Annotated in this window: 12 protein-coding genes and 1 pseudogene; 12 read left to right on the forward strand and 1 reads right to left on the reverse strand. The window is 42.3% G+C overall.

What is annotated here, in order from left to right:
- Together AOB49_RS12095 and AOB49_RS09905 are read left to right on the forward strand one after the other, a co-directional pair.
- Positions 1-119: pseudogene (locus tag AOB49_RS12095) on the forward strand (IS30 family transposase); the annotation flags it as partial.
- Positions 120-259: 140 nt separating this feature from the next.
- The gene (locus AOB49_RS09905) at positions 260-1,531 is read left to right on the forward strand and encodes a sensor domain-containing protein (protein ID WP_062310637.1); all 1,272 of its coding nucleotides are present in this window, start codon (positions 260-262) and stop codon (positions 1,529-1,531) included.
- A 436-nt stretch (positions 1,532-1,967) separates the two neighbouring features.
- Here the strand turns inward: AOB49_RS09905 and AOB49_RS09910 are convergent, their stop codons facing one another.
- Positions 1,968-2,564, reverse strand: a complete 597-nt coding sequence (locus tag AOB49_RS09910; protein ID WP_156471411.1) for a MarR family winged helix-turn-helix transcriptional regulator — start codon at positions 2,562-2,564, stop codon at positions 1,968-1,970.
- Between the two features lie 109 nt (positions 2,565-2,673).
- Here AOB49_RS09910 and AOB49_RS09915 point away from each other — a divergent pair, with 109 nt between their 5' ends.
- Genes AOB49_RS09915 through AOB49_RS09960 form a run of 10 tightly spaced genes read left to right on the forward strand, consistent with a single transcriptional unit; the run spans position 2,674 to position 11,772 of the window.
- On the forward strand, positions 2,674-3,897 hold the full coding sequence (locus AOB49_RS09915) for an ABC transporter substrate-binding protein (protein ID WP_062310642.1): 1,224 nt from the start codon (positions 2,674-2,676) through the stop codon (positions 3,895-3,897).
- 25 nt (positions 3,898-3,922) lie between these two features.
- Positions 3,923-5,404 (forward strand): 4-hydroxyphenylacetate 3-hydroxylase family protein, encoded by a 1,482-nt coding sequence (locus tag AOB49_RS09920; protein ID WP_062310645.1) that lies wholly within the window; start codon positions 3,923-3,925, stop codon positions 5,402-5,404.
- Positions 5,405-5,428: 24 nt separating this feature from the next.
- Positions 5,429-5,974, forward strand: a complete 546-nt coding sequence (locus tag AOB49_RS09925) for a flavin reductase family protein (protein WP_062310648.1) — start codon at positions 5,429-5,431, stop codon at positions 5,972-5,974.
- 17 nt (positions 5,975-5,991) lie between these two features.
- Positions 5,992-6,666, forward strand: a complete 675-nt coding sequence (locus AOB49_RS09930; protein WP_062311317.1) for a DUF2848 domain-containing protein — start codon at positions 5,992-5,994, stop codon at positions 6,664-6,666.
- A 17-nt stretch (positions 6,667-6,683) separates the two neighbouring features.
- Complete coding sequence (locus AOB49_RS09935; protein ID WP_062310651.1) at positions 6,684-7,070, forward strand: cupin domain-containing protein; 387 nt, start codon at positions 6,684-6,686, stop codon at positions 7,068-7,070.
- Between the two features lie 8 nt (positions 7,071-7,078).
- Positions 7,079-8,443, forward strand: coding sequence for an amidase (locus tag AOB49_RS09940; protein ID WP_062310654.1), 1,365 nt, complete (start codon positions 7,079-7,081; stop codon positions 8,441-8,443).
- A complete protein-coding gene (locus tag AOB49_RS09945) occupies positions 8,444-9,202 on the forward strand; it encodes an ABC transporter ATP-binding protein (RefSeq protein ID WP_062310657.1) in 759 nt (252 codons plus the stop codon).
- A complete protein-coding gene (locus AOB49_RS09950; RefSeq protein WP_062310660.1) occupies positions 9,199-9,903 on the forward strand; it encodes an ABC transporter ATP-binding protein in 705 nt (234 codons plus the stop codon). The genes AOB49_RS09945 and AOB49_RS09950 overlap by 4 nt, the downstream gene beginning before the upstream one ends.
- Before the next feature lie 18 nt (positions 9,904-9,921).
- A complete protein-coding gene (locus AOB49_RS09955; RefSeq protein WP_062310663.1) occupies positions 9,922-10,842 on the forward strand; it encodes a branched-chain amino acid ABC transporter permease in 921 nt (306 codons plus the stop codon).
- Positions 10,843-11,772 (forward strand): branched-chain amino acid ABC transporter permease, encoded by a 930-nt coding sequence (locus AOB49_RS09960; RefSeq protein ID WP_062310666.1) that lies wholly within the window; start codon positions 10,843-10,845, stop codon positions 11,770-11,772.
- The last annotated feature ends 139 nt before the right edge of the window (positions 11,773-11,911 follow it).

An 11,911-nucleotide genomic window follows, 5' to 3' on the forward strand; every position in this document is an offset into this window, starting at 1 on the left:
ACTACTCCCAAGCCAAGCTCAATGCAGTGGCAAGGAAACTAAATGAACGCCCTAGAAAAACACTAAACTATCAAACACCGGCAGAACGTTTTGCTCAATCTGTTGCGTTGACCGGTTGAATCCAAGGCCAGTAAGAGTCATTGCAGCCTCATGATCGTGTAAACATGGATCTAGTAGTAAGATACTATAAGACTTCGACCTGCCTTAGCATTCTGCTAATCCTCCCGGCCTAGCTAGTCAAACAATTTAAAGGGTGGCAGTGAAAGAGAATCAGATAAAAAATCTGTCTGGCTATTTATCGGACACTGAACCCAGCAAAGCAGAGTTAAGAAATAACGCCTTAAATCGGGCTATCTTAGATCTCATCTTCATCATCGATGAGGATGGTCGATATATTGAAACCAATGATTCTGACTATCTCAAACTCTTTTTCCCTTCCAGCTTAAAAATCATTGGAGAAACATTTGACAACATCTTTCCTAAAGAAGTTGCTCAATCTTTTCATACATTTTTACAAAAGGCTTTGCAAAGTGGCGAATGCCTTTCCATGGAGTATCCATTAGTCGGTTTAGATGGAAAGGATTATTTCTTTGAGAGCCGATGTGTTGCCTTGGAAGAGCGAATTAATGGCAAGAGAGCAACCATTTGGGTGATTCGCGAGATTACCGCCCGAAAGAATGCAGAGCAACTTGCGATTGATCGTGGCGTAGAGCTTGCTCTTATCAATCAGCAATTTATTCAGTTTGAAGAGCGGGAAAAAGCAGATCAAGTACTGCGGTTGGCTTTAGCGGATGGAGAATTTGAGCTGTATTACCAGCCTAAAGTAGACCTACAAACTGGGCGAGTACTTGGCGTAGAAGCCCTAGTGCGATGGCAGCATCCTCAGCGGGGATTACTCTTGCCCAGCGCCTTTTTACCTTCATTTGAAGAGCACTCTTTTTCCATTGAATTTGATTGGTGGATTATTCATAAGGCATTAAGGCAAGGTGAGGTTTGGCAAAAGCTAAGTATAGCCCTGCCAATTAGCATCAATATTCATGCCAAAACCATTGAGCAGGATGGCTTTGCAATACGACTGAAAAAGATCCTAGCGCACTATCCCCAACTTCCTCATGGAAGTTTTCAATTGGAATTGTTGGAAACGACCGCCATAAAGAATCTAGACGGAATAATTGGGGTAATCATTGCCTGTCGTGAATTCGGTGTCAGTTTTGCCTTAGATGATTTTGGAACGGGCTATTCCTCATTAACCTATCTAAAGAATCTTCCTGTAGATACCTTAAAGATTGACCGAAGTTTTGTTAACGATATTCTGGATGATGCCAGCGATCGTGCCTTAATAAAGAGTGTGATTGATCTTGCCCAACAAATGGGGATCATCGTCGTTGCAGAAGGGGTAGAGACTAAAGCGCACGGCGATCTATTGCTGAAGATGGGTTGCCAGATTGCTCAAGGTTTTGGTATTGCTAAGCCAATGCAAGCTAGTGCAATTGCTAAGTGGATAGCAGATTGGGAATCAAACCCCGTTTAGTTGGCTTAAGAAGTCAAGCAGGATCTTGGTTGTCTATGAGTGGCAGTTTTGGGTCGTTAGCACTCGCCTAGCTCCGCCCGAGCCAGTGAAAGACCCGAATGACCCTTGGGCAAAGCTGATTCGGGATTATGGGTGAGGGATGGTGGGGTGGCTGCTTTCGGCCAAAATGGTACCAACTGACCTTTCTTATTTAAAGTAGCTCAATGCACTAGTCAACTTCGGTTCGATTAGGATTCCTTTTGACCAGCCTATAAGTCATCTTGAAATCAGATATTTATCAATATATCGAAATTGGTTTTATATAAAAAAAGATACCGAGAGTAAGCAGGTTCAAGTCTTTTGCTGAGCATTAATGCGCAAGATTGAGGGTGTGTGTACAACTCAATATAAGGTTAAGATTATCTTAGAGGTTAAAATCTCGGTTGATTTATAGCTCTCAAAGTTTAAGTTTCTTTATTGTTTTCGTAAAATCGTCAACCAATTTTGATAGCGTTTTGCATATATTATCAAACTCAGCTTTACCGATATTTTGGAAGAGATCATCGTTTATGATTCTTTGACTTTGCCCAAGTACTACTATTTTTTCAGTAGCGTTAGGGTTGATTTGAAGCATTCTTGCCCGTCGATCATTTGGGTTAACAAAAGTAGATAGCCACCCCCCTTTTTCCAGTTTTTTTGCTTCAGTTGTCACATGACTTAAGGTGACATGTAAGTGATTTGCTACGTCGCTAATGGTAATTCCAAGGGAATTTTGATACTGGGCTACAACCATCAATATATTGTACTGGGGCGAAGTTACTCCCAATTGGCGTGCTAAATGAGCCCTAGCAATTTCTAACTTAGCACCTGCAACAGATAAATCATAAATCAGCTGCCTAAACTGCTTATCAGTTTTCCCCTTGGAATCGAGCAATGGCTTTCTTGTAATAGATAGCGGGGATTTAAATTGCTTAGGCATTTTTTTCATAACAATTATTTTACTGCCATGCACCAAAACGATTGGGTCATGCACCAAAACGATTGGGTCATGCACCAATAGGTGTAAGTCCTAGGTATTTTCTTTGATATGGATAAAATTTAAGTAGTAAAGTTACTTAACTAAATAAAGTTAAGTATTTTTTTATATCTTAAAGGAGCCTCAGATGAAACTTGTTACGAAAAAATCCAAGATTGGTTTGCTATCAATTTATATGGCTATGTTTTGTAGTGGCACTCACGCTCAGACGTCAATGGGGCCGGTAAAGATAGGCGTAATGACTGATATGTCATCCTTATTCTCAGATATTGGTGGACCTGGATCCGTAATTGCTGCGCAAATGGCAATTGATGATTTTGGGGGTAATGTATTGGGCAAGCCAATTCAGTTAATTTCAGCAGATCATCAAAACAAGCCTGATGTTGCGGCGAATAAGGCGCGTGAATGGTATGACGCAGACAAGGTAAGTGTAATTGTTGATTTATTACCTTCGGGAGTTGCGTTATCTGTAGCCGAAATAGCACGACAAAAAAATAAGATTGTCTTAGTTTCGGGGGGTGGAACAACAAGGCTTACCAATGAAAATTGTTCTCCAAATACAGTTCATTATGTCTACGATACTTACTCATTGGCAACTAATACAGTAAATGCATTAATGAAGCGCGGTAAAGATAGTTGGTATTTTATTACGGTTGATTATGCGCTTGGCTCGTCACTTGTGAAGGATGCTGCGGGAGCGGTTAAGGCTAGAGGTGGACAAGTATTGGGTGAGGTTAAGCATCCAACCAATACATCAGATATGTCAGGCTATCTCTTGCAGGCTCAAGCATCTAATGCGAAAGTAATTGGCCTTGCAAATGCCGGTGGAGACACCATTAGGGCGGTAAATCAAGCTGCAGAATTTGGAATAGGCAAAAATGGAAAGCAAACGTTAGCAGGGTTGCATGTATTCATTACAGATATTCATGCAATGGGATTACAAAAAGCTAAGGGCATGATTCTGACTACCGGATTCTATTGGGATCTAAACGATGACACTCGCAAATGGTCTCGAAGATTCTTTGAAAAACATAAGCGCATGCCAACCATGGCGCAGGCTGGTGTTTATTCATCAACAATGCATTATTTACAAGCCGTAAAAGCTGCCGGTACAGATGGTACGCAAGCGGTTTTAGAAAAGATGCATAAAACCCCTATTAATGATTTCTTTGCAAAAAATGGAAGAATTCGTGAGGATGGAATGATGATTCACGACATGTTATTGGTTGAGGTTAAGGCGCCAGAAGAGTCCAAGTCACCCTGGGATTATTACAAAGTACTAAGCGTAATTCCAGGTAAAGACGCATTCTTACCGCTCTCTCAGAGCGTATGTCCATTAGTTAAAAAATAAATCTATATTCACAGGAGAGTAAGTAATGGTTAAAGATGGGAAAATGCACATACAAAGCTTGAAAGATGGACGAAAAATCTATTTAGATGGAAGCCTTATAAAGAACCATGCGGATCACTCTGCATTCAAGAATTCAATTGCCTCCGCAGCCTCTTTATTTGACTATCAGGCAGATCCAAAGAACATCGAAAAGATGACATTTGAGTCACCAAAAACTGGTAATCGCGTTAATAGAATGTGGCAGCTTCCTAAAAGCCTTCCAGAACTGATTGAACGCAGGAGAGCCCTGGAGTCATGGGCTGAATTATCAAATGGCTTTTTAGGAAGATCTCCAGATCATGTGGGCTCTGCTTTGAGTGGCATGTATATGGGGCTGGACGTGTTTAAGAAGAGTGGCGATAAGTTCGCCGGCGCACTTTCTGATTATTATGAATATGCAAGAGATAACGATATATATTTAACTTACGTAATCATCAACCCACAGGCGGATAAAGCTAAAGATGCTAGCGCTCAAGCTGAAAACCTAATTGCCTCTATTGTTGATGAAGATGCAGAGGGAATAACAATCAAAGGTGCAAAGATGCTTGGCACTGGATGTCCGATGGCCAATGAAGTATTTATTTCGACAATACAGCCCCTAAAGCCAGGAGAAGAAAACTTAGCATTTAGTGCTGCAATCCCTTTGAATACCAAGGGGGTCAAGATGCTGTCTCGTAAATCATATGAGCAGTCAAGTGTGTCAACATTTGACAACCCTTTGTCAAGTAGGTTTGATGAGAACGATGCCGTCCTATGCTTTGATGAAGTTAAGATTCCTTGGGAGCGTGTGTTTGTCAATAAGGATGTGCAGATGATAAGTGCGCAATGGCATGCAACCCCTGCTCACGTATATCAAAACTATCAGTGCCAGGTGAGGTTTATGGTGAAGATGCGTTTTTTATTAGGGGTGGCTCGTAGAATTGCTGAGACTAATGGAATTATAGGGTTCCCATCCGTGGTTGAAACATTGGGGCAAATGGCGGCAGAAGTTTCAATGGTTGAGGGTCTTGTCGAGGCAATGGAGGTTGGCGGTCAACAAAGAGGTGAATATTTTGTGCCAAGTAGCACAAGACTTTATGCTGCAAATGTCTTAACACAGCAGCTTTACCCAAAATTCATAAGTAGCATCAGAGAGTTGTCGGGTGGCGGAATGATTATGGTTCCATCATCTGCGCAAGACTTCTCAAATCAAGAAATTCTATCAATGATTAACCAGACTCAAAAATCACCTGTAACCGATAGCTATGGGCGAGTTAAATTATTTAAATTGGCTTGGGATGCTATTGGTTCTGAATTTGGCTCTCGCCATCTTCAGTATGAGATGTTTTATTCAGGCGCAAATATGGTGACTCGGGGCCATGCATATAGAAATTACAATTGGCAAAAAGCTTTGGGGATGGTTGATCAATTCATGAGTAGTTATGACTTGCCAAATGAAGCCCCTGGCATTTTGATGCCTGCTGCTTGATTTTTATATTTTGAAGGAGAATGGATGAATATTGATCCAAAGAAATTCCGTCAAGCGCTTGGAAGTTATGGAACAGGTGTGGCAGTAATTACTACATTAAATGCGGAAAAAAAAGATATTGGGGTAACTGTAAATTCATTTACATCAGTATCTTTGGATCCGCCATTAATACTATTCTCTATGGCCAATACATCAAACTCAACTTCGGCATTCAATATTTCCAGAAAGTTTGTTGTCAATGTAATGGCTAATGATCAAGAAAGCATTGCAATGAATTTTGCAAGGCCATCAGCTGCTGATTGGTCGGTAATTCATACTAGTATTTCTGAGAATGCGTGCGCAAAAATTTCTGGCTCATTGGCATATCTAGAGTGCGACTTAGACTGCACCTATCCTGGGGGTGATCACACCATATTAATGGGCAGAGTTACAAAGTTAGATATTGGAATTGATGTGCCACCTTTATTGTTTTATAAGGGTGGTTTTGGGACTTATAAAAAAAACCTAGCCAATCAAAATATATTTCAAGACCTAAGAGGGTTTGACTATTTTGAGCATGGTTGGGCTTGAGAGGGTTGAAAGTAAAAATGGTTAATTTAAATTTATCAGTAGATGGTGTAGACCGAGTAGTAAATATAAAAAATGTGGTGATTGCAGGTTGGACAGGCAGAAATATAGAGGCGGTAGAGCATCATATTCAGGAGTTAGCTGAGTTGGGGGTTGCTAGACCTAGAACTGTACCTTGCTTCTACAGAGTTTCGGAAAGCCTTCTATCTACCAGTGCAGATTTTCAGGTCGTCGGCAATGATTCCAGTGGAGAGGTTGAGTATGTAATTTTTTCTTTGCCTGATGGTTTATATATTGGCCTTGGCTCAGATCATACGGATCGCAAAGTTGAGGCTTATGGAGTTACTGTTTCAAAGCAAATGTGCCCAAAACCTGTCGCATCTCACCTCTGGAAACTAAGTGATATTGAAGGACATTGGGATAGCTTAATTACACGTTCTTGGGTGGTTCGCCAAGGGAATAAATCTCTCTATCAAGAGGGTGCCGTTTCAAGGATGCTGTCTCCACAAGATCTGATTTCAAAATATACGGATGGTGGTCAGTTGGATTTTGGAACTGTAATGTTTTGTGGAACACACTCCGTTTTAGGGGAAATTAGAGGTGGAGATATTTTCGAAATTGAAATCTACGACCCGATCCTAAATCGAAGTATCAAGCATGAATATAAAACAACAAATTTAGAAATCGTTGATTAATAATTAGGAGAGAAATGATGGCGTTAGATAAAGAGTGGAAAGAGTTTCATACAATTGATTTGACTAAGGGGTGGGAAGTCCCGGCTGGATATCCATCTGGTATCCAGCAACAAATTTTAGCGGGCAAGCTTGATGAAAAAAATAAACGGGGATCGAGAACAAGACACTTGAGATTTGATCCAGGGGTCTACACGACCTCTCCCTTCGTACATGATTATTGGGAAGAGGTTTATTTGCTGTCTGGTGATTTAATTGTTGGCGTGGATGAGAGCGGTAATGGAGGGACATCGTTCCAGCCCGGAACTTATGCATGTCGTCCACCAAAAACACCGCATGGCCCATTTAAATCTGTTAATGGCTGCATGCTAGTTGAGATTCATTATTACGATCCGGAAGAAAAATAAATCACCTTATGCCCATTAATATTTCATATATCCAGTCGCAGTTGAATGCGGGAAAAATATCAACACACCAATTAATAAAAAATTGTTTGGATAAAATACAGGATATTAATGGGCAAGGTGCCAAAGCTTTCTTGGCTATTGATGAGAAAGGGGCATTAGCTACGGCAGATGCTCAAGATATATTGCGGAACGCATCTTTGCCGGTAGGACCCCTAGCTGGTGTAACCATCTCTATTAAAGACTTATTTGATGTGCTAGATCAAGTGACTGGATCTGGCTCAAGAGTTCTTCATTCGAATCCCCCTGCAACCAAGGATGCGCATGTTGTAGCAAAGTTACGTGAGGCCGGATCAATATTGATTGGCCGTACCAATATGACTGAGTTTGCATACTCTGGCTTGGGAGTTAATCCTCATTTTGGAACTCCCTTGAACCCCTTTGAGCGTGATGTTCAAAGAATTCCGGGGGGCTCAACCTCTGGCGGTGCAGTAAGTGTATCTGATGAAATGGTGTCGGTAGCACTTGGCTCTGATACTGGGGGTTCTTGTCGGATACCGGCAGCATTGTGTGGGTTGGTGGGCTACAAATCCACGGCTAGTAGGTATTCCATGGAGGGTGTTCTACCCCTCTCGGGCAGCCTGGATTCAATAGGTGTGATTGCATCAAGCGTTGATTGTTGTCAACGTGTTGATGTAGTTATGTCTGGTCGAAATTACGCGATAAATCATAATATAGAGGCTAGAGATATAAGGATGGGAGTCCTAAGAAATATTGTTCTTAGCGGTATGGATGAATATGTAGAACATGCATATTTGGAGGCCTTAGACATTTTAATTTCAGCGGGCATCCATGCAAATAAAGTTGATTCAAATGCAGTGAGCCAGGTAATTGATTTACAGGGGCAGCCTAAAATAGTATCCGCAGAAGCGTTTGCAGGGCTTGAAAAAGTTATATCCATTTCTTTGCCGGAAATTGATCCAAGAGTTTCTTCTAGAGTGCTTAAGGGTAGAGAGGTTTCTTCGGCCGCTTATATTCAAACGGTCTCCATGCGAGCAAAGTTAATTTCTATGTGGGAGGATGAGTTTGCAAGTGACGATATTTGGATTATGCCAACTGTTCCAGTTATCGCACCAAAGTTGATTGATTTAAACGATGATGATGAATACTTTCGGCTAAATGGTTTATTGCTCCGTAATCCGGGAATCTTTAATTTTCTTGATGGCTGTGCAATATCTATCCCATGCCAAACTCTTAATTCCGCACCTGTTGGATTAATGTTGGTGGCACCTGGCGGTAATGACGAAAAATTACTATCAATTGCATCTCTATTTGAGGATATTTTTTCTAAATTTATGGATAGGCCATCAAGATAGATGGAAACAATATTAAAAACAATTGGTCTTGGAAAAACCTTTAAAGGTTTTTCTGCGGTAAGTGATGTGAACTTAGATGTCACTCGTGGAACCATTCACGCCCTGATTGGGCCAAATGGTGCCGGTAAAACAACCTGCTTCAATCTGTTAACAAAATTTCTAGAGCCAACAAGCGGTCAAATTTTGTTCAATGGTCTTGATATTACCAAAGAGAAACCGACCCAAATTGCTCGCAGGGGTGTTGTGCGCTCCTTTCAAATATCTGCTGTTTTTCCGCACTTGAGTGTTTTGGAAAACGTTCGTGTTGCACTGCAGCGAGGCTTGGGAACGGAATTCTCTTTTTGGAAGTCTGGCGAATCACTAAATATTCTCAATGAGCGTGCTGAAGAGCTCTTGTATGAGGTTGGTCTGGCTGATTTTGCACACGAAGAAACCCTAAACCTAGCTTATGGGCGCAAAAGGGCTCTGGAAATTGCCACCACAATGGCCATGGAGCCTGAGTTGATGTTATTGGATGAGCCAACACAGGGCATGGGCCATGAAGATGTGGAGCGTGTTACAGAGCTTATAGATCGTGTAGCCAAGGGCCGCACCATTTTGATGGTGGAACACAATATGAAGGTGGTTTCCTCCATTGCAGATCGAATCACCGTATTACAACGCGGCTCCGTTTTAGCTGAGGGCTCATATCACGAGGTTTCCAATAACCCACTGGTAGTTGAGGCCTATATGGGGAGTCATGGGGGTGACACTATATGAGCACCATGGCCTTAGAGGTTAAAAACCTAGAGTCTTGGTATGGGGAGTCCCATATTCTGCATGGCGTTAACTTTGCTGTCCGCGATGGTGAGGTTGTTACTCTTTTAGGTAGAAATGGTGCGGGCCGGAGCACCATTCTGAAAACCATCTTAGGTTTAACCAGCAAAAGAACTGGCTCAGTAGAGGTTTATGGTGCTGAAACCATTTCCATGCCAACCTACCGAATTGCGCGTCTAGGCGTCGGTTTTTGTCCAGAAGAGCGCGGTATTTTTGCCAGTCTGAGTGCTGAAGAGAATTTAATGCTGTTGCCAGAAATTGCCCCTGGCGGCATGGGTTTGGATGAGATATATGAAATGTTTCCCAATCTCTACGAGCGGCGCAACAGTCCGGGCACTCGATTGTCTGGCGGTGAGCAGCAAATGCTCGCAATGGCACGTATTCTCAGGACGGGTGCAAAACTCCTGTTATTAGATGAAATTACCGAAGGTTTAGCCCCAGTCATTGTTCAAAAGCTGGGCGAGGTAGTTACTAGTTTGCGCAATAAAGGTTTCACTATCGTTTTGGTGGAGCAAAACTTCCGCTTTGCTGCACCCTTGGCAGACCGTCATTATGTGGTTGAGCACGGGAATGTAGTTGAGGTTGTGAATCAAAATGAGCTTACCGAAAAAGCAAGCTTGTTAAATGAGTATCTTGGTGTTTAATTTTGAATAACCTATCCTATGTTTGAACTTCTTGGAATTACCCCACAAGGGCTGGTTGCTCAGCTCTTGGTGGGGCTTATTAATGGCTCGTTCTACGCCATTTTGAGTTTGGGTCTGGCCATTATTTTTGGCCTACTCAACATCATTAATTTTTCGCATGGCGCTCAGTACACCATGGGCGCCTTTGTTGCTTGGATTGGACTCACTCAGATCGGGCAATGGCTTGGATTTCCTGAGTTCTCCATCAATTACTGGTTTGCTTTAATTCTAGTGCCTTTGGTAATGGCTGGTTTTGGCTTAATACTGGAGCGAACGATGCTTCGGCGCCTCTACCACTTGGATCATCTTTATGGTTTGCTGCTTACCTTTGGTTTGGCTTTAATTATTGAAGGTATGTTCCGTCATTGGTATGGCATCTCTGGCGAGAGCTACCCAGCTCCCGAGTTATTGCAAGGCGCCATCCCTTTAGAGTCGATCGGCATTATTTTGCCGAAGTACCGTTTGTGGGTGGTTGTGATTTCTTTGGTGGTTTGTTTCTCAACCTGGTATGTGATTGAAAGAACCAAGTTGGGCGCCTATCTTCGTGCTGGTACAGAAAACCCAAAACTGCTTCAGGCGTTTGGTATTAATGTTCCGCTAATGATTTCTTTGGCCTATGCATATGGCGTTGGTCTTGCCGGCTTTGCTGGTGTTTTAGCTGCACCAATTTTTCAGGTAAACCCATTAATGGGTTCAAATCTCATTATTGTGGTTTTTGCTGTTGTAGTTATCGGCGGCATGGGCTCGATCATGGGCTCCATTTTGACTGGCCTCGCCCTTGGCTTGGTTGAGGGTTTAACTAAAGTGTTTTACCCAGAAGCATCGGGCGTTGTTATTTTTGTGATCATGGCAATCGTATTGCTCATTCGTCCTGCTGGACTTTTCGGCCGGGAGAAGTAAGTGAACTCAAAAACAAAACTGCTTTATGGCATTCTGGTTTTAATTGCCGCATTGCTTCCGTTCCAAGATTTTATTTATTTAGTCTTTGCAATGAAGGTCTTGTGTTTCGCTCTCTTCGCTTGCGCCTTTAATTTGTTGTTGGGCTTCACGGGACTTCTATCTTTTGGGCACGCAGCATTCTTTGGAACCTCTGCTTACATCACTGCCTATCTTTGTAAAGAGGCTGGCCTGTCTCCTGAGTTTGGAATTGTGTTGGGTGTTTTGGGCTCTGGCATCCTGGGTTTTCTGATTGGCTCCTTGGCTATTCGTCGACAAGGTATTTATTTTGCGATGGTGACGCTTGCGCTCTCACAGATGGTTTACTTCTTAGCTGTTCAACTCCCCTTCACTGGTGGCGAAGATGGTATTCAAGGTGTGCCACGTGGAATGCTGTTGGGTTTAATTGATTTAAAAGATGATGTGAGCATGTATTACTTTGTGCTGGCAATTTTCTTGTTGGGTTTCGCATTAATTGTGCGCACCGTTCACTCCCCTTTCGGTCAAGTCTTAAAGGCTATTCGTGAAAATGAACCGCGCGCCATTTCTCTTGGATACGATGTTGATCGCTTCAAGTTAATTTCTTTTGTTCTTTCAGCTGCGCTTGCTGGCTTAGCCGGCTCTTTGAAGACATTGGTTTTCCAATTGACTACATTGACTGATGTTCATTGGCATATGTCTGGTGAAGTGGTGTTGATGACATTGCTTGGCGGCATGGGTACGATTCTTGGTCCAGTGGTTGGTGCCGGTATTGTTGTTGGCCTACAAAACTATCTGGCTAATATTGGCTCTTGGAGCACAATTGCCACAGGCTTTATTTTCGTTATCTGTGTTCTGGCTTTCCGTCGTGGCGTTGTTGGCGAAATTATCCATATCTTCAAAAACAAAAATTGATTTAAGATTGTTCTTAATAGGGCGCCCCAAACTCTAAAACGAAACTAAGGGAACCTACATGGTCACCATGAATCAAAGTATCACGTATATTGGCCGATAAGAAAGCTTAAGACACCTTTTGATTTCACTTAAGTTTTTC

The organism is Polynucleobacter sinensis, from assembly GCF_001595985.1.
Classification (GTDB): domain Bacteria; phylum Pseudomonadota; class Gammaproteobacteria; order Burkholderiales; family Burkholderiaceae; genus Polynucleobacter; species Polynucleobacter sinensis.